Source organism: Nocardia ninae NBRC 108245, assembly GCF_007990755.1.
Lineage (GTDB): Bacteria > Actinomycetota > Actinomycetes > Mycobacteriales > Mycobacteriaceae > Nocardia > Nocardia ninae.
Map to the genome: position 1 here is coordinate 62,951 of NZ_BJXA01000001.1, position 19,470 is coordinate 82,420.

The 19,470-nt window shown below is 66.3% G+C and carries 20 protein-coding genes; 13 read left to right on the forward strand and 7 right to left on the reverse strand.

Translation table 11 applies throughout. The features are described from left to right. Positions 1-18 precede the first annotated feature (18 nt). Together NN4_RS00295 and NN4_RS00300 are read left to right on the forward strand one after the other, a co-directional pair. Entirely contained in the window at positions 19-993 is a 975-nt protein-coding gene (locus NN4_RS00295) for a helix-turn-helix transcriptional regulator (RefSeq protein WP_147127910.1), read from the forward strand. A 553-nt stretch (positions 994-1,546) separates the two neighbouring features. Further along, positions 1,547-2,452, forward strand: a complete 906-nt coding sequence (locus tag NN4_RS00300) for an alpha/beta fold hydrolase (RefSeq protein ID WP_147127911.1) — start codon at positions 1,547-1,549, stop codon at positions 2,450-2,452. A 14-nt stretch (positions 2,453-2,466) separates the two neighbouring features. Here the strand turns inward: NN4_RS00300 and NN4_RS00305 are convergent, their stop codons facing one another. Beyond that, positions 2,467-3,099 (reverse strand): TetR/AcrR family transcriptional regulator, encoded by a 633-nt coding sequence (locus tag NN4_RS00305; RefSeq protein WP_147127912.1) that lies wholly within the window; start codon positions 3,097-3,099, stop codon positions 2,467-2,469. A gap of 99 nt (positions 3,100-3,198) precedes the next feature. On the opposite strand from NN4_RS00305, the gene NN4_RS00310 reads away from it, so the two are divergent. The 4 genes from NN4_RS00310 to NN4_RS00325 all read left to right on the forward strand — a co-directional run bounded on the left by NN4_RS00310 (position 3,199) and on the right by NN4_RS00325 (position 6,945). Beyond that, positions 3,199-4,050, forward strand: coding sequence for an alpha/beta fold hydrolase (locus NN4_RS00310; protein ID WP_147127913.1), 852 nt, complete (start codon positions 3,199-3,201; stop codon positions 4,048-4,050). Positions 4,051-4,151: 101 nt separating this feature from the next. Next, positions 4,152-4,796: a DUF1361 domain-containing protein gene (locus NN4_RS00315; protein ID WP_147127914.1), complete on the forward strand. Its 645-nt coding sequence runs from the start codon at positions 4,152-4,154 to the stop codon at positions 4,794-4,796. A 616-nt stretch (positions 4,797-5,412) separates the two neighbouring features. After that, positions 5,413-6,171: a MerR family transcriptional regulator gene (locus NN4_RS00320; RefSeq protein ID WP_147127915.1), complete on the forward strand. Its 759-nt coding sequence runs from the start codon at positions 5,413-5,415 to the stop codon at positions 6,169-6,171. A 438-nt stretch (positions 6,172-6,609) separates the two neighbouring features. Next, positions 6,610-6,945, forward strand: a complete 336-nt coding sequence (locus NN4_RS00325) for a hypothetical protein (RefSeq protein ID WP_308633294.1) — start codon at positions 6,610-6,612, stop codon at positions 6,943-6,945. Positions 6,946-7,276: 331 nt separating this feature from the next. Here the strand turns inward: NN4_RS00325 and NN4_RS00330 are convergent, their stop codons facing one another. Together NN4_RS00330 and NN4_RS00335 are read right to left on the reverse strand one after the other, a co-directional pair. Then, a complete protein-coding gene (locus NN4_RS00330) occupies positions 7,277-7,474 on the reverse strand; it encodes a ferredoxin (RefSeq protein WP_147127916.1) in 198 nt (65 codons plus the stop codon). A gap of 25 nt (positions 7,475-7,499) precedes the next feature. Next, on the reverse strand, positions 7,500-8,726 hold the full coding sequence (locus NN4_RS00335) for a cytochrome P450 (protein ID WP_147127917.1): 1,227 nt from the start codon (positions 8,724-8,726) through the stop codon (positions 7,500-7,502). A 172-nt stretch (positions 8,727-8,898) separates the two neighbouring features. Here NN4_RS00335 and NN4_RS00340 point away from each other — a divergent pair, with 172 nt between their 5' ends. From NN4_RS00340 to NN4_RS00350, 3 genes are read left to right on the forward strand one after another with little or no spacing between them, the layout of a single operon-like run. Further along, positions 8,899-10,068 (forward strand): threonine synthase, encoded by a 1,170-nt coding sequence (locus NN4_RS00340; RefSeq protein ID WP_147127918.1) that lies wholly within the window; start codon positions 8,899-8,901, stop codon positions 10,066-10,068. Next, on the forward strand, positions 10,065-10,724 hold the full coding sequence (locus NN4_RS00345; protein WP_147127919.1) for a helix-turn-helix transcriptional regulator: 660 nt from the start codon (positions 10,065-10,067) through the stop codon (positions 10,722-10,724). The genes NN4_RS00340 and NN4_RS00345 overlap by 4 nt, the downstream gene beginning before the upstream one ends. 18 nt (positions 10,725-10,742) lie before the next feature. Then, positions 10,743-11,180, forward strand: a complete 438-nt coding sequence (locus tag NN4_RS00350; protein WP_147127920.1) for a RidA family protein — start codon at positions 10,743-10,745, stop codon at positions 11,178-11,180. Here NN4_RS00350 and NN4_RS00355 read toward each other — a convergent pair. Next, positions 11,156-12,118, reverse strand: coding sequence for a threonine ammonia-lyase (locus NN4_RS00355; protein WP_147127921.1), 963 nt, complete (start codon positions 12,116-12,118; stop codon positions 11,156-11,158). The genes NN4_RS00350 and NN4_RS00355 overlap by 25 nt on opposite strands. A gap of 122 nt (positions 12,119-12,240) precedes the next feature. On the opposite strand from NN4_RS00355, the gene NN4_RS00360 reads away from it, so the two are divergent. Continuing rightward, a complete protein-coding gene (locus NN4_RS00360; protein WP_147127922.1) occupies positions 12,241-13,074 on the forward strand; it encodes an acyl-CoA thioesterase in 834 nt (277 codons plus the stop codon). Here NN4_RS00360 and NN4_RS00365 read toward each other — a convergent pair. The 3 genes from NN4_RS00365 to NN4_RS00375 all read right to left on the reverse strand — a co-directional run bounded on the left by NN4_RS00365 (position 13,060) and on the right by NN4_RS00375 (position 16,528). Next, complete coding sequence (locus tag NN4_RS00365) at positions 13,060-14,034, reverse strand: helix-turn-helix domain-containing protein (RefSeq protein ID WP_147127923.1); 975 nt, start codon at positions 14,032-14,034, stop codon at positions 13,060-13,062. The genes NN4_RS00360 and NN4_RS00365 overlap by 15 nt on opposite strands. A gap of 106 nt (positions 14,035-14,140) precedes the next feature. Then, on the reverse strand, positions 14,141-15,694 hold the full coding sequence (locus NN4_RS00370) for an acyl-CoA carboxylase subunit beta (RefSeq protein ID WP_147127924.1): 1,554 nt from the start codon (positions 15,692-15,694) through the stop codon (positions 14,141-14,143). Between the two features lie 210 nt (positions 15,695-15,904). Beyond that, the gene (locus tag NN4_RS00375; protein WP_186818181.1) at positions 15,905-16,528 is read right to left on the reverse strand and encodes a hemerythrin domain-containing protein; all 624 of its coding nucleotides are present in this window, start codon (positions 16,526-16,528) and stop codon (positions 15,905-15,907) included. 461 nt (positions 16,529-16,989) lie between these two features. On the opposite strand from NN4_RS00375, the gene NN4_RS00380 reads away from it, so the two are divergent. From NN4_RS00380 to NN4_RS00390, 3 genes are all read left to right on the forward strand, one after another. Beyond that, positions 16,990-17,724: a hypothetical protein gene (locus NN4_RS00380; RefSeq protein ID WP_147127925.1), complete on the forward strand. Its 735-nt coding sequence runs from the start codon at positions 16,990-16,992 to the stop codon at positions 17,722-17,724. 227 nt (positions 17,725-17,951) lie between these two features. Beyond that, positions 17,952-18,560: an ABC transporter permease gene (locus tag NN4_RS00385; protein WP_186818182.1), complete on the forward strand. Its 609-nt coding sequence runs from the start codon at positions 17,952-17,954 to the stop codon at positions 18,558-18,560. A gap of 7 nt (positions 18,561-18,567) precedes the next feature. Continuing rightward, positions 18,568-19,455, forward strand: coding sequence for an LLM class flavin-dependent oxidoreductase (locus NN4_RS00390; protein WP_147127926.1), 888 nt, complete (start codon positions 18,568-18,570; stop codon positions 19,453-19,455). The last annotated feature ends 15 nt before the right edge of the window (positions 19,456-19,470 follow it).

Here is a 19,470-nt window from a genome sequence, read left to right on the forward strand (position 1 = left end):
CCTGGCATAATTCTGCGCATGCGCGCCGACCGGTTGGTCTCGATGGTGCTGCTGCTGCGCCAGCACGGCCGGCTCTCGGCCACCGCGCTGGCCCGCGAGCTCGAGGTGTCCACGCGCACCGTGCTGCGCGACATCGAGGCGCTGTCCGCAGCCGGTGTCCCCGTCTACGCCGAACGCGGCAGGCACGGCGGATTCGCCCTGCTACCCGGTTTCCAGACCGAGCTCACCGGACTCAATCACGACGAGGCACTCGCCCTGCTGGTCGCCGGATCACGGCGCGGTGCACAGGCCTTCGGCCTCGGCTCGGCGCTGGCTTCGGCCATGCGCAAGGTGGTCGACGCACTCCCCGAAAGCTATCGGGCCACCGCCAACGACGCGGCCCAGCGATTGCTCATCGAACCGGAAACCGATCTGCTCTCGCGCCGCTTAGTCGCCGAGGAGGTGCCCGACACCGTCGTGACCGAAGTCCGCCGAGCCGTCTTCGCCGGACATAAGCTGCGCATCCACTACGCAGCCGTGGACCAGGACCCGACCTGGCGCACGGTGGACCCGATCGGCCTGGTCACCGTGCGCGGCCAGGGCTACCTACTCGCCACCAAGTCCGGCGCGGACCGCACCTACCGCCTGTCCCGAATCCTCGCCGCCGAAGAACTCCCCGAACCCGCCCAGCGACCGGACCGCGTCGACCTATCCCAGGCCTGGCAGGAACGCAGCACGCAATTCCGAACCGGCGGCGACCAAGTCACCGTGTCACTACGCATGAACCCGGCCCGCCGGGAAGAACTGGTAGACACCGCGCTGACCATCCGCGCCGAAGAAACCGAAGCCGACGGCTGGCTACGACTCGAAGCAACCTTCCAAGATCCCCGCCACGCCGAATGGGCACTCTGGCAACTCGCCACCAACGCCGAAGCCCTGTCCCCACAATGGTTGCGCACCGCCCTCCATAACCGCGCCACCGCAATCGCCACTTGCTACGAACGGTCACCCTGAGCGTCGCCGCCTGCTGCGGGCCAACCACTCTGCGTGCGTCGCCGAACTGGTCTTCGTCTTCGAGGCAGCAGCTACTCGCCCCGATATCGAGAGCCTTCCCGTTGAGCGAAGTGCGCCCCGACGAGCCGGGTGGCGGAGAAGCGGCCGGCGTCCGAGAACCTCGCCGCCCCGTGCCGCCGAGTCCGCGTCTTCGTGGGGCTCAGAACATCCCGCCCGATGTCTAGGTCGGAGCTGACATCGAAGCTTCTGGCGGCGAGTGCAATTCGGCATTGCGTGCAGCCGATGTGACGGTTGCGCCGCGGGGGATGCCGTGCGGGCGGGGAATCCGGAAAGAATCGCCAGCTGAAAGGCTAGGTCGCAACCAGTTTGCGGCTCGTGCAAAGTGGCATGGAATGCCGAACAATGGTGATTTGTCGGCGCGGAACTCTTCCCCTTTCAACATACATCGCGCGGGTGGGCTTGCGGCAAGGCCCCGGTGGTGCCGCATACTCGCAGGCCCGAGCGAAATCCAGCCGCTGCTGCCGGCAACCGGTACGCGCGCGGATGGATCGAGATGGAGGACGAAATTACCGAGGACAAGGTCCTGAATGTCGGTCCGTCGGAAATCGACATCACCTACGAACGCTTCGGCGACACCAACTTTCCGCCGGTGCTGCTGATCATGGGCGGCGGCGCGCAGCTGATCCATTGGCCGGACGAGTTCTGCGCCGCATTGGTCGACCGTGGCGTGCAGGTGATCCGTTTCGACAGCCGCGATGCCGGGCGTTCGTCGCACATGTCCGGCGCGCCGGTGGTCGACATGCCCGCAGCGCTGGCGGGGGACTTGACCACGGCGTCATACGACCTGTCCGACCTGGCGGCCGACACCGTCGGACTGCTCGACGCACTCGGATTCGACAGCGCGCATCTGGTCGGGCTGTCCATGGGCGGCATGATCGCGCAGACGATCGCCATCGAATACCCGGACCGGGTCCGCTCGTTGACCTCCATCAGTTCGCGCACCGGAGCTCCCGGAGTGGGCGACGCCGATTTCGGTGCGATCGGTCCGCTCGGGCCCGAACCGCACGACCGGCAAAGCTACCTCGAATGGCAGGTCCGGTTCTCCCGGGCAACAGCTTCGCCGGGATTCGCGTTCGACGAGGCCGCCGTGGCCGCGACTGCTGGACGCGCTTACGACCGCGGACGTGATCATGAAGCGATGATGCGCCAGTTCGTCGCCGTGCTCGCCTCCGGTGACCGCACCGCACAACTGAACTCATTGCGGGTGCCCACCTTGGTGCTGCACGGCGCCGACGACCTGATGTGCGATGTCAGCGGCGGCCGTGCCACCGCCGCAGCGACCCCCGGCGCGAAATTGGTGATCTTCGATGGCATGGGCCACCACCTGCCCCGGGAGCTGTGGCCGACTTTCGCTGACCGCATCACCGAACTCGTCCATCTCGGCGAAACGATTGCCTGAGGCACCGGCTGTTCTCAGCTCGTCGTGCGCGCCGTCGCCCCCTCGGTCCCAGCGACCGTCGCGCGCAAGATCTCTGTCCACCAGTCGAGCATGCGCTCACGCGCCGACGCGTCCAGCCCGACGCTCCTGCGAAACTCGTTTCCGAACAGCGGATCCGTCGCGACGGCTTGATGCAGAGCGGCGATCGTCAGCTGAATCGCCTCACGCGGCGGCGGAATTCGCCCGGTCGCGGTGCAGTGCTGCTCAGCCTGACTGTGCAGCCGGTCGACCACCTCGTCGAGCAGACCACTTCCGGCGTCGCGCCAGCCGGAGCGGTGCAGCGCGAGCGCGAGTTCGGCGTACCCATCGGCGTACAGCGCGGCCAGCGCGCGCACCAGCTCGGCGGGGTCGATGGGTCCGTCGGTCCACGTCGCGAGCACCGTGTGCAGTTCGGCCTTCAGCTTGGAGCCGCCGAAACGCAACAGTGCCTCCAATAATCCGTTGCGCGTACCGAAGTGGTGGTTGACCGCGGCATCGGAGACCCCGATCTCGGCGGCGACGGCGCGCACCTGCACGGCGGCCGGGCCGCCCGCGGCGAGTAGCTTGCCCGCGGCCTCGAGGATGAGTCGCTTGGCGTCATCGGGTTTGCGTCGCACTCGGGTGGCCATCCGCAAATATTACCTTGAGTATCCAAGGTAATATCCGTTACCTTGGATACTCAAGGTAAGGAAGGTGGCGCCGTGCGAGGACAAACCACGATTCCGTCGATGACCGAGCGAGCGGCGGCCTTGGGCGTCCCGATCCACGATCCGGCACCACCGCGCGACTTCCGCTTCTCCCGCGCGGGCTGCCGATTGCACGGTTTCGACTGGGGTGGAACGGGATTGCCGACCATCCTGCTGCACGGCGGGGCGTTGACCGCGCACACCTGGGACTTCGTCTGCCTCGGCCTGCGCGGCGCCGCCCGGCTGGTCGCGCTGGATCTGCGCGGTCACGGCGACAGCGAGTGGTCCGACGACTACCGGATCGAGACCATGGCGGCCGACGTCGTCGCCGCGGCCGACCATCTCGGTTTCGATCGGGTCCGGCTCGTCGGGATGTCGCTCGGCGGCGTGGTCGCGGCCCACATCGCCGATACCCGGCCGGAATTGGTGGAACGGGTCGCGCTCGTCGATGTCGCGCCCGGCGCGGACTTCGAAAGTACCCGGCGGGTAAGGGAATTCATCCTCGGGCTCGGCCCGGTACGAGAACTCGACACGGTGGTGGACTCCGCGATGCGGGTCAGTCCGCACTCCGATCGCGCCGGCGTCACCTACCGCATGAGCACACTGTTCCGCCGCACCGCCGACGGCGGCTGGGTGCCCAAAGGTGACCTGAGCCCACCCGACTTCCCGGCCATCCTCGCCGCACTCGATCGATTCGCCGCTCAACTGTCCCGGGTCCCGGTGCTGCTGGCGCGCGGCGGCCGCAGCAGAATACTGCCGCAGTCCGCCGCCGAACGTCTGGTCGAGCGCATCCCCGACGGGCAACTCGTCGTCGTGCCGGACGCGGGACACAATGTGCAGGAAGACAATCCGGCCGCGCTGATCACCGCATTGCAGTCCTTTTTGACTCGCTGATCCCGCTGCGGCTGTGGAGATAGTGTGGTGAACCTGTAGCGATGTGGTGGCCTCCGGCTCGGAGAGCGCGCCGCGGCTCCTCCGATCGGCATGATGGCGCCATGGATGTACTCGATCGGGTGGGGCCGGGCCTATTGGATGTGGTCCGGCGAGATTTCGTCTGGCTGGCCTGGAACACCATATTGGCCTGGGTGCCAGTGGTGCTGGCGCTGTTGGTGTTTCGGTGGCGGCGTAGCGATCGGAAGGTGTCCCGCTCGCCGCTGTGGTGGGCGGGCGCCGTGCTGTTCGTGCTGTTCCTGCCCAACGCGCCCTATGTGGTCACCGACCTCGTGCACCTGCGCGACGACATCCGCTTCCTCGGCGACGGCCCGGTGGTCACCACGGTCCTGCCCGTCTACGCGACATTCATCGCCTCCGGCTTCCTCGCCTACTACCTCGCGCTGGCCGAACTCGGCCGCTACCTCGGCCACATCGGCCGAACCCGCTGGCGCGCCCCGATGACCCTCGGTCTGCACCTACTCTGCGCGATAGGCGTTTTCCTCGGCCGCTGGACCCGCCTCAACAGCTGGGAACCCGTCGTCCAACCGCGCGGCACCTTCGAACGCATGGTCCTCGCCCTCACCTGGTCCTGGGCCCCCATCCTCATCGTGGCTACATTTCTCGTCACCGCCGTCGGGCATTTCGTGACCAAGGCCGTGGTCGAGACGGCGATGGCCGATCTGCGCCGCCTCCGCCGCCCTGCCTGATGCGGTCGCATTGTCCGCCTGCAGGTAGTCGACCCGTTCCGAATAGATGCGGACGTCATGAGCCGCAACAGCTCTGGGCCACCGGCCGCCGCCCGCGGAGTGACCGCTTCCTCATCGCGCACAGCGGCAGGACAGTGCGTCGAATTCTGCGGTTCGGGAGCCGTCCGTGTCAGTGGTCTTCTCTACGCTGCCGCCCACGACCCGTTCCCGAAGAACCAGACCGCACCACGCTTCTGTCGACCCCCTCGCCCTGGCCGGCACCGACCCTGACGGGAGGACCCACTCGTCCTCCGGGGCCTCGCTGGCGAGCGATGGTGGGCTCTCGTCGGTGGGGATGGTGTGAGAAGTGTTCAAGCTCGAGGGTGAGGTCGGTGTCTCCTACGGCCAGATCTATGTTGAGAGTGCCCCCGGAGGCATCAACTCGCGCATGGACGTGGTGACACTTCGGTAGCGCGGCAAGTCCTGGCTTGTGTTGGTGCTTGGTGGCGCGGCCGCGGTGGTCATCGGCTACGTCGTCGGCTCAGCAGAAAATTCGCGGTTGCTCCTGACGTAGCGTCAGGCCATAGCGTCGGCGTCACCGGCGCGAGGTGCGGCGGTGGAAGCGAGATCGAAGCGGATGGACAAGCCGGGAAATGGGCAGGTGTGGAAGGTCGGTGAGCTCGCGACCGAGATCGGATTGACGGTCCGGACGTTGCATCATTACGACCGTATCGGCTTGGTGAGCCCCGCTGGGCGCACCAATACCGGGCACCGGCTCTATACCGAAGCCGACGTCGAGCGCCTGTATCAGGTGGTGGCCTTGCGTCAACTGGGCCTGGGGCTGGATCAGATCGCGAACGTGCTCGCCGGGACCACGGCAATCACGCAAGTGCTTGCCGTGCACCGCGATTTTCTGGCTGCTCAGGTCTGTGCGACGCAAGCCCTGCACGCCCTGGTGGCCGCGCTCGCGGCAACGGCGCAGAACCGGCCCGACATCTGCGCGCATCGCTTCCTGGAATTGATCAGGAGGACTGTCATGGTCGACGACACGGTCAAGCAATATTTCACCCAAGAACAATTGGCACAGCTCGCTCACCGTCGCGAGCAATCCGGCGAGCCCCACATCGAGCAGGTAGAAGCCGGATGGGGCGAATTGATCTCGCAGGTCGACGCGGCAATCGAGGCCGGGCTGGACCCGGCGTCTCCGCAAGCTCATCAGTTGGCCGCGCGGTGGATGCGGTTGCTGGAAGAGTTCCACGGTGGCGATCCCGGGCTGCGCGACAGTCTGTACCGGATGCAAGCCGACAACGCAGAACGAATCCAGAACGAGTTCCGCGGGCCGTCACCAGCCCAAATCGAATTCATCCAGGCCGCGAACGCTTCCCGCGGACAGTGACGTCCGGCACCGACCACACCGGCTGAGTAACAGCAATCTCGATATCGAGGGGTAGCGGTGGCGCGGGAACAGTCCAGCGCCACCAGCTTTCGCACTCAACTCGGTACTTTCGGATGCACTGAGCCGCAACGGCTCTGGCACACCAATGGCTTCCGCGTGACCGTTTCGCTCAGCGGTCTATATAGGACGTTCGTAACCGGCCGCTACTGATGCCTCCACGGCGTATGAGCTCCATCGTGACAAATTTGGCCGACGCGGGACGCAGGCAAACCTTCGGCGTCTATGAATCTCATGGCAGTGCTCTCCACCGGTCTGATCTGGCGTAGCAGGGCGGGCTCACTGTGAGCAGCGTCTCCCCACTGCCGATGTGTGGTCGGGTTTGCTCGATCGGAGCTGGGGAAAGCGTGCCAGGGGGATAGATACCGAAGGAGCAATCCTATGGCTAACTCTGGCGCAGTATACGAGGACGACACGGCATCGCGTGACCTCGAGTCCGGCGGCTTTTCTTCCGATGCGGCGCGGACCTCGAGAAGTCACGCCGGGGAAGGAATACAAGACGGTTACAACATTCCCGGCATCCTGTTGTGGGTAGTGGGTATCGCTGCCCTCGGTGCGACGCTCACCGCAGCGGGGTCCGGCTTCCGTGGGTGGGCGACGATCGGCGCGATCGTGTGCGTAGTCAGCCTGCTGGGCGGTTCGGGCTGGCTCCTCCTCGAGCATCGTCGAATCAAGGCGAAGGAAGGACTTTCCCTGACCGACCAAGTAGGGCACTAGTACTGCGGAGCCGGCGCATGCTCCACCACGGGCCCGCCGACCAGCGCGTGCACGCCACGCGCGTCACGGTCGCCGGGCCCCTCGGCCCCGGCGCCCGACACGAACCGGACACGGTGGCCCAAGGCGCTGTGGCACTCCACCCCGAATGTGACCAGCCACTGAGCGACTTACACCGACACCCCACAGTGTGCGGTGCTGGGATGGCTGAACAAGAGCACATCGGCAATTCCGGATGTCCGCCGGGAAGTCCGGCAGACCGCTGATCGTGGCTCTCTGCCGCAAGGCGCGTCAAGGCGCTGAGGCCGTGCCCGGCGGTGCGAGACGATGTCCGCTAGTCCAAGTCGATGTCGAGCGCCCTGGCCGGGCAAGCGTCCACCGCGTCGCGCACCGCCGCGTGACCACCGCGCGGGCTCGGATCCAGCAACCGCACCCGCCCGTCGTCCTCGTCTTGATCGAACACCTCCGGTGCGATAAGGGCGCACATGCCCGATCCGATACAGCGCTCCCGATCCGCCACAAGCCGTGTCATCGTTATCTCCTTCGTGCTCAACGGTTTACGAGGCAGACAGTGTCCACGTGACCGGCAATTCGTGCACGCCGTAGATGTTCATGTCGGTCCGCAGTTTCACCTCGTCCGCCGGGATGGCGAGCTCGAGGGTCGGGAACCGCCGCAGCAGCCCGGCGAATCCGGCACGCATTTCGATGCGAGCGAGCTGCTGGCCGAGGCAGGTGTGCACCCCGTGCCCGAAGGACAGGTGACCGCGCGCCTTGCGGTGGATGTCGAGGGTGTCGGGGTTGTCGAAGCGCTGCGGATCGTGATTGGCGGCCAGCAGCGAGACGACGACGGTCGATCCCTTGCGGATCGTTTCACCGCCCAGTTCGATGTCCTCGGTGGCGTAGCGATAGAAGATGTCGGCGATGGTCAGGTAGCGCAGGAGTTCCTCGACGGCATCGGGCACCAGTTCCGGATCGGCACGCAGTTCGGCCAACTGGTCCGGATGCTCGAGCAGCGCGAAAGTGCCCAGCGCCAACATGTTCGCGGTGGTTTCGTGGCCCGCGAGCAGCAGCAGGAACGCGATGCCGGTCAGTTCCTCGATGGACAGTTCGTCGTTGCGGGCCAGGTCGGACAGGATGTCGTCGCCGGGTTCGGCGCGTTTGGCCGTGACCAGCTGGGCGAGGTAGCCCATCATCGCGCCGTACGCTCCCATCTTCTCCTCCAGCGTCTGGTCCTTGACCAGGAACTTGGCGGAGTTGACCTGGAAGGTTTCCCGGTCCGCGTAAGGGACGCCGAGCATTTCGCAGATCACCAGCGACGGCACCGGCAGCGCGAATTCCTTGACCAGGTCGACCGGCGGGGTCAATTTCGCCATCTCGGCCAACTGCTGCTCGGCGATCTCGATGATGTGCTCTTCGAGCTGCTTCATCCGCCGGACCGTGAAGGTGCCGGTGAGCATGCGCCGCAGCCGGGTGTGATCCGGCGGGTCCATGGCGATGAACAGGCCCGGAATCTGCGGGGACGGTTCGGTGGCAGCGGGCATGCCGGGTGTCTCGTAGGGGACGTGCATGATGCCGAGATCCTGGCGCGAGCTGAACCGGGTGTCGGCCATGAGCTGGCGGACCGCGTCGTATCCGGTGACGAACCAGCCCTCGTGCCCGTCGGGGAAGATCAGCGGACAGACCGGGCCGGCCTCGCGCATCCGGCTGATCTCGCTGGGCGGATCGAAGGGGCCGGCGTCGCGCGCCGTGGGGAGACCGTTCGGGACCGAAACCGGTTGAGTCATCAGGTTTTCCTTTCGTGGCTGTTGTGCGGACCACGGTCGCGGAACGACCTGACATACGGCTGTCACGGCGCTGATACGGCCTGCTGGGCGGCATCAGCGACTGGGTTAGACTATGAATACAAATCTAGACTGCTAGTCTAGAACCTCCTGGACCGGCAAGAAGGATGAGACTGTGACCGACACGCCCATCACCGATGCGTTCCTGTACGACCGGTCCGGTTACCGCTACGACATCGCGGACCCCCGCTGGCGTGGTGACGACGGCACCGCACTGGCGATGAGTGCGCTGCCGGGCATCACGAAAGACCGGATCGTCACCTCGGATCGGTCGCTGTGGCGCTATCAGGCGGCGATCCCCGTCGATGCGCGCCACCGCGTGAGCCTCGGCGAGGGCTGTACGCCGATGGTCCCGATGGACTGGTCGGGTCGGCGCGTGCACTTCAAACTCGAATGGTTCAACCCGACGTCGAGTTTCAAAGACCGCGGGGTGGCGGTGATGGTCTCGCACCTGGTAGCCCAAGGCGCGGACCACGTGCTCGAGGACAGCTCCGGCAACGGCGGCTCCTCGGTCGCGGCCTACAGTGCCGCCGCCGGGATCCGAGCCAAGATCATCGTGCCCGAGTCCACCTCGGCCGCGAAAATTCTGCAGGTCCGCGCCTATGGCGCCCAGATCGAACTCGTCGCGGGCACCCGCGAGCAGGTGTCGCAGGAGGCGATCCGCCAGTCCGAACAGATCAGGTATGCCAGCCACAACTGGCACCCATTCTTCTTGCAGGGCACCAAAACCGTGGCCTACGAGATGTGGGAAGACCTCGGGTTCCGGGCCCCCGACAACGTGGTGCTGGTCGCCGGCGCCGGCAGCAACGTCCTGGGTTGTGACATCGCGTTCAGCGAGCTGCTCGAGGCGGGGCAGATCGCGCACCGGCCCCGCCTGTTCGTCGGCCAGCCCGAGCACTGGGCGACCATCGCCGACACGGTCAACGGTCTCGACCCGGCCGAGCGTGAACCGCGCGTCCCCACCATCGCCGAGGGCGCCGCTATCGCCGATCCGGTCCGGCTGCCCGAAGCGGTCGACGCGATCCGCCGTTCCGGTGGCGCGGCCGTCGCCGTCTCCGAGGAGATGATCCGGAAAGCGGTGCGCAAGCTCGCCTCGCGCGGCCTCTACGCCGAACCCACCAGCTGCGTCGCCGCCGCGGCGCTGGACCACTTCATCGCCGAGGGCGCCATCGGCGCGAGCGAGACCACCGTGGTCGTCCTCACCGGCGCCGGAACCAAGTCGTCGGAGAAAATGGCGGGCATCTTCGACGATGACCGCACGAGCCATCAAGGACAAAGGGCATGAGCGCCGAAGATGATGCGGCCCGCAACGACGGTGCTGAAGAGGACGAGCACCTGCTGGCCGAGGCGGAAAAGATCGCGGGCGCCATCGGACGGATGTTCCCCGGACTGTGCGAGGTCGTGCTCCACGATCTACGCAATCCCCAGCACGCTATCCGCGCCATCGAGAACAACCTGTCGGGCAGGCAGGTGGGGGATTCGGCTACCGAGCTCGGACTGGCGCGCATCGCTGACCCCGACTACCCGAGCGTGATCCAGAACTACCCCAACCAATTCCCCGACGGACGACCGGTCAAGAGCACCTCGATCGGCATCAAGAACAGGCAGGGACGATACGTCGCGGCGCTGTGCCTGAACCTGGACGTCTCCTCGTTGTCACCGCTGACCCGCACCCTCGCGAACCTCGTTGCCACCGAGGTCGCACACGGCGGCGAGGTCCTCGAGACACTGCGCGATCGAACCGCCCGCGAGCTGCGCGAGACCATCGAGGCCTTCGCCGCGGCCCGCTCGCACACCCCGCGGAGTCTGCCTGCCGACGCCAAACGTGCACTGGCCAAACAACTTCGCCGCGATGGCTACTTCGAATCCAGCGGCTCCGCGCAGACCATCGCCGACCTGCTCGGCGTCTCCCGCGCCAGCGTCTACAACTACTCCAAGTAACAAAGGACTGCTCCGGACATGACCGACATCCAGCTACGCAATAGTTCCGATCTGCGACCACCGGCCGGGCACTACTCGCATATCGCCATGCACGGCGGGCTCGCCTACATCTCCGGCCAGCTACCGGTCGACGAACGCGGAAACAGCTTGGCCGGACAGCCTTTCGACGTCCAGGCCCGGCAAGTCCTCGACAATCTCGACCGGTGTCTGGCCGCCGCCGGTATCGACAGGACCCGGCTGGTGTCGGTCTCGGTGCACGTCACCGACCTCGCGGCATGGCCAGCCTTCGACAGGATCTATGCCGCGTGGCTCGGCCCGCACCGCCCCGCTCGTATCGTGGCGGGCGCCAGTGCGTTGCACTACGACTCGGCCATCGAGATCCACGCTGTCGCCGCCATCCCGGAGCGACAGGGCGAGCGACGAAACTCGAATCACGCCGATATCCACCCGCGATAAGCATCCAGGTCGACATTGCCACCGCAGATGACCGTCACGACATGACGCCCGGCGAAACGGCCCGGATCCTCGAGGACGGCGGCGACACCCAACGCGGCAGCGGGCTCGACCACCAAACCCGTGTGCTCCCACAGCATTCGAACGCCCGCGATGATCGATGACTCCTGCACCAGCACAGCGTCGTCCGCCACCGTGAGGAGGTCGTCCAAGACCGCCTGGATAGGAAAACGACCGGCGACCCCGTCGGCGATGGTGTCATACGACTCGGTGGTGATCACCCGCCGCGCATGCCAGGAGCGGGTCATCGCCGGTGCACCCGCCGGCTGCACACAGATCACCTCGACACCCGGTGTCAGCGACTTCAGGACGTAACCGATACCGGTGGCCATCGCCCCGCCACCCAGCGCGACCAGCACCGCATCGAACGCGTCCTCCGCATCCGCCAACTCGAGCCCGATCGTCGCGGCACCCTCACAGGTCTCCAGGTCCAGGCTGTCCTCGACCAGCCGAACACCGCGCGATCGCGCGATACCCACCGCCTGCTCGCGGGCCATCTCGAAATCGCCGTCCACCACCATTAATTCGGCACCCAGCGCACGGATGCGATCGAGCTTGGCCGCAGGCGCCCGCCGCGACGCCACCACGGTCACCCGCAAGCCACGGCGACGACCGGACCACGCCAGCGCCTGCCCGAGGTTGCCCGCGCTGGCGCACACCACCGCCGTCCGCTTCTGCTCGGTCAACAGACTGGAGACGAGCTCGGTACCGCGAGCCTTGAAGCTACGCACCGGATTCGCCGTTTCCAGCTTGATACTCGCCGAGCAGCCGAGCCGACGCCCCAGCGCATCGCATCGGTACATCGGGGTATTCAGAAAGATCGGATCGATCACGCGGCGGGCCGCACGAATCCGGTTCAGATCAAGCCGCGTCTCGAGCACAGCACGACGATACTAAGCGGCAACCTGCCGTTTGAACGACCGCGTCAACCCTATGGAACATCGACGCCATGAACCGGCTGGCCAATGTCCCGGATCATGATTTCCTTCTAGCGTCCTCGTTCATGAAAACCATCAGTGACTACGTGTTTCCGGTCCGATCCGACATCCGAGTGCGGCAAGGCGATCTGGGTCGGGACGGCACCGTGAGCACGGTAGGGATGGCCCGCTGGCTGGAGGACGCTCGGATACATCTGGAACTGCCGCGGTTCGAACGACTGGTAGCGGCCGGTGAATTCGGTCCCTATCAGATCATTTTCGTCAGCCAAAGCGTCGAACGGCTCGCCCCCGCCCGTCGCACGGACACCGATATCGAAGTGCACACCGATATCCGTCGCATCGGGCGGTCATCGTTCACCTACGGACATGCGGTGTTCGCCGCAGGCAACCGCGTGGGCAGTGGTAGTGCCACGGTCGTGCTGTACGGCACCGCAGGCCCGCTCGCCCTGCCGGACGAATTGGTCGCCGATCTCACCGCTTTGGCAGGCCCGGATTCCAGCGACACGGTGGTAACCCGTCCGAATGCCGAACGTCAGCAACGCAACCATTACGCGTATTTCGCTCCGCTGCGTGCCCGGATCAGCGACGTCGACATCAATCAGCACGTCAATTTCATCGCCCTGGCCACTTGGTACGACGAGGCGGTCGCGGCATTCACCGCTGCGGCACTCGACATCGACGGGCTGGTGCCCGACCTGTCACCGTCGTCCTTTCGCATCGACTACGTCGGGGAGGTCATCTATCCCGGAAACTACGAAATCGGCGTCTTGGTCAACTCTTTCGATGCCAACTCCGTCCATTACCAGCTCGGCATCTTTCTCGGCAGCACCTGTCTGGGCGTGGCCGATGCCATCGGTCCGCGCGGCGAACTGCGCGCCAAGTCGTTAGGTCCTCGCTGAGCGGGCGTACTCGGCGGGCGTCTGACCGTAGCGTTTCTTGAACGCGCGGATGAAATGGCTGCTGTCGGCGAATTGCCAAAACGCGGCGAGTTCGGCGACCGTCGGCCGGTGGGACGGGGCAGCGAGGGCGAGGCGCGCCTGTGCCAGCCTGCGGTCGTGGATGTAGCCGGTCACCGACTCGCCGGCCATGGTGAACGCCCGTTGCAGAGTGCGCACGGAGACGTGGAGTTCCCGGGCCAGCATCGCCGGAGACAGCCCGGGATCGGCAAGCCGGCTGTCCGCCAAGTCCCTCGCCGCCTGAGCGAGCGCGGGCCGCAACCCCGGCTCCGCGTCGTCGAACCGACCCGTCGTCACCGCCCTGGCCAGTTCGAGCATGGCGCCGTGCGCGGCGTGCACACCGGTCGGGCCGAGGTCGGCCACGGTGGCGTGCACCATGTTCGTGTGCGCCATCAGCAGGCGCATCTCGGCCGAGTCCGCCGCCTCGGTGCGGCTCCGGTTCCGCAGTCGCGGCGCGAGCACCGCGGAGGGCAGCGTGAGAATCCTGACCGTGGTCTCCGGCGTCGCCCCGAAATGCATCGGCGGACCGTGCCGCAGCAAAAACTGCCCGCCCGCTACGGTGTAGTCGTCGTGATCGGCCGACGCACCCAAAGTCCAAGTGCCGCGGCGCACTACGTAAATCCGCACCTGATCGTCATAGCCGTACGGAGTACCGGCTGTGCGGATCACGGACGCGCTGTCGAGATCGGTGACGGCCACGTCGCGCAGCTTCGCGACGCGGCTCCTGACCCGGAAATCACCGGTGGTCACCGGACTGAAGGTCGGCAGCGGAAAGCCGTCGCCGACCTGTGTCTGCCACCCGTGCCGGAAGGTCTCGAAACCGCGCGATACCGCACCGGGATCGGTCGAATCCACGGCGAAAACCCCACGCGAGGCGGCGAAGTCCGCTGCAGTACTGTCCATCGCCGGCCGATCCATTCCGCGTTCGTTCTCGGACCCCCGCCGCGCCCATATTTCCCCGCAGCAGGGGCCGAGTCAAACCACCTTCATGGTGCCGCTTCGGGAACCCTCACATCGGATAGACCGAATGCTTACGCGGATTGAACTCCGGCTTGACCGGCGGCTTGTCCCGCAACAAACGCAACGCGTGCCGGATCTCCAGACGCGTGCGGGCGGGCTCGATGACGGCGTCGATGTAACCGCGTTCGGCGGCGATCCACGGGGTGGCGATGGTCTCGTTGTAATGGTTGACCATGAAATCGCGCGCGGCCGCCCGCTGCTCCGCAGGCACCGCCGCCAATTGCCGCTTACCGATGAGGTCGACCGCGCTCTCGGCGCCGATCACCGCGATCCGGGCCGTCGGCCAGGCGAAACTGATATCGGCGCCCACCTGCCGGGCCGCCATCATGCCGTACGCGCCGCCATAGGACTTACGCACCACAAGATTGATGATCGGCACCGTCGCCTCGATGATCGCGCGCGGCACCCGGCCACCGCGAATGATCACCCCGTTGGCTTCCTGATCGAGACCCGGCAGCACGCCCGGCGTATCGACGACGAACACCAGCGGAATGTTGAACGCGTCGCAGAGCCGGATGAAGTAGGTCGACTTGTCCGAGCAGGCCGCGTCGATGGAACCACCGAGCACCAACGGTTGATTGGCGATCACACCGACCGGAAAACCGTCGACCCTGGCGAATCCGGTGATCAGGTTCGGCGCGAATTCCGCACGCACCTCGTGGAATTCACCGTCGTCGAAGATCCGCAGCAGGATCTCGTGCATGTCGTACCCGGTGCGATCGGAATCCGGGATGATCTTGTCGAGTTCCCGATCAGTCGCGGTGATCTCCGGCTCCAGACCGGGATTCACGATCGGCGGCTGCTCGAGGCAGCTGGTCGGGAAATAGCTCAGGTACTGGCGGGCCCAGTCGTAAGCTTCCTGCTCGGTGGCCGCCACGTGATGCAGGGTGCCGCGCTTGGCCTGCACCTCCGCGCCACCGAGGTCCTCAGCCGAGATGTCCTCACCGTTGACGGCTTTGATCACCTCGGGCCCGGTCACGAACATGTAGGAATCCTTGGTGCCGATCAGCACATCGGTATTGATCGGCCCGTACACCGAACCCGCGGCGCACTTACCGAGGATGATCGACACCTGCGGCACATAGCCGGACAGCTTCTCCAACACACGGGAAATGTCACCGAACGACGCGATCGAGCCCACCGCGTCCTGGATCCGCGCGCCGCCGGAGTCGTTGATCGTCACCACCGGGCAGGCGTTGTCGAACGCGAACTGCAACGCGCGCATGAACTTTCGGGCCGAGGTGATACCGACCGACCCGCCGTAGACGGTCTGGTCGTGTGCGATCACGACCACCGGACGGCCGCCGATCAACCCGCGACCAGTGACCAGTCCATCGCCGTAGAGAGCGTCCGGTTGGTCGGGCTGGCGCGCCAACGCACTGGTCTCGAGGAATGTCCCGGGGTCGAGCAGCATGTGTATCCGCTGCCGAACGCTCGGAATGCCCTTCTTCTCCCGCTTGGCAATACCGCCTTCACCTGCGGGTTCCGCAGCGATCGCCAGGATCTTGACCAGTTCATCTAGCTTCGCCTGGGTATCAACCACGCTTGCCGCCACCTTCCCTACCAACTGTTGTGCCTTGGCGACGTTAAGCGGTGTGGACACAAGAACGCGATAACAGTCCCCATATGCGGGACAGGTCACAGTTCGGGCCCGATTGGTATGGCATTCCCAACAGCTCGAAAGCGGGCCCGGAGCGGGTCGACTGTACCGCGTGCGGTATGAGGTGACGTGGCGGTTGGTGGGTGCCGGGGGTCAGTTCCGCTTCAGGCTGCCGACACTCAGCGATCCGTTCGAGGGCGTCGGTTTGTTCGCGGTGGCCGGCGGCTGGTCCGCGGTCGGCGGCTCGCTCTCGGGTGGCAGTTTGTTCTCGACCTCGCGGATATAACCGGCGGGATCCTCGTCGACGGCCTCCACACCGGCGTAATTGCGCGCCTCGTAGGCGGCGAAGGCGACGGCCAGCCGATGGCGGCGCCACAACCCGGCGAGCCTGCGGAAATCGGTGAGACCCTCGCGTTCCTCCTCGGCCATGTGATCGCTGTTGGCCAGATTCGCCGCCGCGACCGCCGCGTACCAGTCGTCGGTGCCCACCTGATGCTGTGCCACCTCGGCGACCGCGTCCCTGATCTCGTTGTGGTCGTGGATCGCGTCGAGCGTCTCGTCCTCCACCCGGTCCGTGCGCCGGGCGGCGATACCCACCTGCAGCAGCTCCGGATAGAAGATCTCCTCCTCGGCCTTCGCGTGCAGCTCGAGGAAGGCCGCGAGCCGGTCCCAGATCGCGGAAAGCACCTCGGTCTCGGTGCGGTCGATCTGCTCCAGAATCGCGAACAGCCGCCGCTGCTCACGGTGGTCGTCGAGAATCAGCTCGGTAATGTCCACAATTCCTCCCTGATAACGCATTTCAGGTCAGTACTGGACGCCAGGCAAACTAGCTCTCGGGCAGCCGGCAGGTCCCTGTGAATCGACAATAACGCACCCGGACGACGATCTTCCGGAACGCCCGACGGTGGGGGCAGGTCGCGACCGGATCTGTCCGCGCCCGGTCCCGCGCCGCCGAGGTGCTGGGCGGGGGAGTCGGTGCCGCGTTCGTCGGCACGAGCGACCCGTCGGACACCGGCGAGGTCGCTCGAGCGCGGCTGCTCGCGCGCTAGCCGCTGGGTCAACCCGGCCGGGACGTCGGTGCGGCGATCTCGGCCAGTGGGTGCGGCGAGTCGGTGACATGCTCCGGGCCGGTCAGCGGGAACCGGGCCCGTCCGCCCCGCCGCACCGCGTGGCATCGATACGCGATGGCGCACCTGCCGCCTATGCTGGCACCCGAAACGCGGATCAGGAGAACAATTTTGGCGAAGCTACACCGCCCGGGGCGCCCCGGCGACCTGCCGGACGCGCGAGTGCTGTGGACGCGGTGGGCGGCCGTCGCGGTCGCGACCTACGACCGGGACCAGGAGCGCGAGCCCGCGCACCATCGTTACGGATACTGGCTCGACGACGACGGCCTGCACTGGGACGACTGCGGCTGCACCTGGTGGGTGTTCAAGTGGTACGGCGACGGCCGCGCGGTACTCGTCGGGGAAGACGAATCGAGCAAGGTCAAAACGCACGAGCCCGCGATCGACCTGCTGGCCGGGGCCCCGGAATGGCTACCGCGCCAATACGTTCAAGGCCTGATCGATGACTACATGGTCGGCTGTGTCTACTGGTTCGACGAGGGTGCCTGGCACCGGGCGCCGTACCCGGACGGCCTGGCCGACGACGGACTCGACTGCGGCATCTCGTCGTTGACCACCCGCGAGGGTGCGGTCGGCGAGATCGCCGAGCGGCTGGAGTTCGATGCCACCGACGCCGGCATGCCCGAGCTGTGCGACCAGCTACTCGACGCCGCCGAGCGCGGCACCGTCACCGAGAATGTGCTTCGCTCCTTCGCCGAGTCGATGACACGGTTGACGGAGCAGCACTACCCAGGCGACGATTCCCGGCCACGCACCGACGACGACATCGCCGCCATGTTCACACTGGCCCGTCGCGCCGGTCTGGACACTGCCGCCTGGACCGGCACGCTCGGCGTCCGAAGCTGAACGGGTCTTCGCTTTCTACGCCAGTGAGCGCGGGCACTGAAGCCGCGCACTGGTGCCGCACGGCGGCGGAATACCTGGTCGTCGAAGATTCGCGCGAGCATCTCGGGTCCGGCCAGCGGTAAGCAAGGCCAACTAACGAGACGCTGGGCTATGGGCTCGAGACTCTCGCTCATGGAGTGTCTCGGCGGGGCGGGTTCTACTTTCTATGTCCACATAGGAGGACCGCCATGTCCCATCACAATCCACGCGCAGTGGCCACCGTTCCGAACAACAGACCCTCGTATCTGACTTTCGGGTTCGCCTGGCTGCTCGGTTACACCGCATTCGCGCTGACCTACGGCGACGATTCCAGTCCGCCGATACCTTCCGCCGTCGCGCCCGTTCTGCTACTCGGCGGACTGCTGACCGGCTTGATCGTGACCGGGGTGTCCGCGGTCCGAGCGCAGCGCGGTGCCCACGGTCGCGAGGCTGTTGTCGGCATCTTGCTGGCCGCGTCCTGGTTGATCGGCTTCGGTGCGCTGTATCTGATCATCACCGCCCTGGAGACGGCGCTGCACGACGTGCAGGTGCAGACGTTGTTATGGCCGACCGGGTCCGGCCTCGTCGTCGGAATGATCTACCTCGCAGGCGGAGCCGCATATCGTGATCTCGTCCAATACACGCTCGGTGCTTGGCTTGCGGTGACGTCGTCGGCCGCGCTACTGCTCGACGGAGCAAACCTGTACTGGGTCTTGGCTATCGCCGGAGGCGGCGGCTACCTCGTCGCCGCACTGTGCGGACCCCGGGATGAAGCGCCGCCGAGGCGTAGCGAATCACGGCTGAGCGGGCTGGCATGATCGCACTGTGAATTTACGATTCGGTATTCAGTTGGCGCCGACCGTGACCGAGCTGCCGCAGTTGCGTGCGATGGCGAAGGTGGCGGACCGGGAAGGCCTGGATCTGCTCGGCATCCAGGACCATCCGTACTCGGGCGGACTGGCCGACACGTTCGCGGTGATCGCCACCATCCTGGCGGAAACCGAACGGCTGCGGGTGTTTCCGGATGTGGCGAGCCTGCCGTTGCGCGGACCCGCGATGCTCGGGAAACAAGCCGCGACTCTGGATCTGCTCAGCGGCGGCCGATTCGACCTGGCCTTGGGCGCGGGCGCGTTCTGGCCCGCGATCGGCGCCATGGGCGGCCCGGTGCGGTCGAATCCCGAAGCGCTGCAAGCACTCGAGGAAGCCACCGCGATCATCCGCGCCATGTGGTTGCCGGGGACGAAGGCGAAAGTCCATGGCACGCACTACACCGTGCACGGTGTGCAGTCCGGGCCGGCGCCCGCGCATCCGGTCGGCATCTGGTTCGGCAGCGTCGGCCCGAAGGCCAATGCCCTCACCGGACGGATCGCCGACGGCTGGGCCGCACCCATCCCGCACTACCTGCCGTACGAGAAATGGCAAGCGACACAGGACATCATCTCCGCCGCCGCGACCGAGGCCGGACGTAACCCGGCCGACATCACCCGGATGGCCCAACTCGTCGGCACTATCACCGAAACTCCAGGTCCGGTCACGCTTCGCGGCGAAGCACCGATCCGCACCGACGCGGCAGGCTGGGCCCGCATTCTCGCCGATCTCGCCAACGAAACCGGCTTCGACACCTTCGTCTACTGGCCCGAATCCGCGGACGACACCCAACTCCGCCGCTGGATCAGCGACGTCATCCCTGCCACCCGAGCCCTGTGCGCCTGAACTCCCAGCCGCTGA

Coding starts and splice junctions, on each gene's coding strand:
- NN4_RS00295 (WP_147127910.1), top strand. CDS start 19: ATGCGCGCCGACCGGTTGGTCTCGATGGTGCTGCTGCTGCGCCAGCAC.
- NN4_RS00300 (WP_147127911.1), top strand. CDS start 1,547: ATGGAGGACGAAATTACCGAGGACAAGGTCCTGAATGTCGGTCCGTCG.
- NN4_RS00305 (WP_147127912.1), bottom strand. CDS start 3,099: ATGGCCACCCGAGTGCGACGCAAACCCGATGACGCCAAGCGACTCATC.
- NN4_RS00310 (WP_147127913.1), top strand. CDS start 3,199: ATGACCGAGCGAGCGGCGGCCTTGGGCGTCCCGATCCACGATCCGGCA.
- NN4_RS00315 (WP_147127914.1), top strand. CDS start 4,152: ATGGATGTACTCGATCGGGTGGGGCCGGGCCTATTGGATGTGGTCCGG.
- NN4_RS00320 (WP_147127915.1), top strand. CDS start 5,413: ATGGACAAGCCGGGAAATGGGCAGGTGTGGAAGGTCGGTGAGCTCGCG.
- NN4_RS00325 (WP_308633294.1), top strand. CDS start 6,610: ATGGCTAACTCTGGCGCAGTATACGAGGACGACACGGCATCGCGTGAC.
- NN4_RS00330 (WP_147127916.1), bottom strand. CDS start 7,474: ATGACACGGCTTGTGGCGGATCGGGAGCGCTGTATCGGATCGGGCATG.
- NN4_RS00335 (WP_147127917.1), bottom strand. CDS start 8,726: ATGACTCAACCGGTTTCGGTCCCGAACGGTCTCCCCACGGCGCGCGAC.
- NN4_RS00345 (WP_147127919.1), top strand. CDS start 10,065: ATGAGCGCCGAAGATGATGCGGCCCGCAACGACGGTGCTGAAGAGGAC.
- NN4_RS00350 (WP_147127920.1), top strand. CDS start 10,743: ATGACCGACATCCAGCTACGCAATAGTTCCGATCTGCGACCACCGGCC.
- NN4_RS00360 (WP_147127922.1), top strand. CDS start 12,241: ATGAAAACCATCAGTGACTACGTGTTTCCGGTCCGATCCGACATCCGA.
- NN4_RS00365 (WP_147127923.1), bottom strand. CDS start 14,034: ATGGACAGTACTGCAGCGGACTTCGCCGCCTCGCGTGGGGTTTTCGCC.
- NN4_RS00385 (WP_186818182.1), top strand. CDS start 17,952: ATGTCCCATCACAATCCACGCGCAGTGGCCACCGTTCCGAACAACAGA.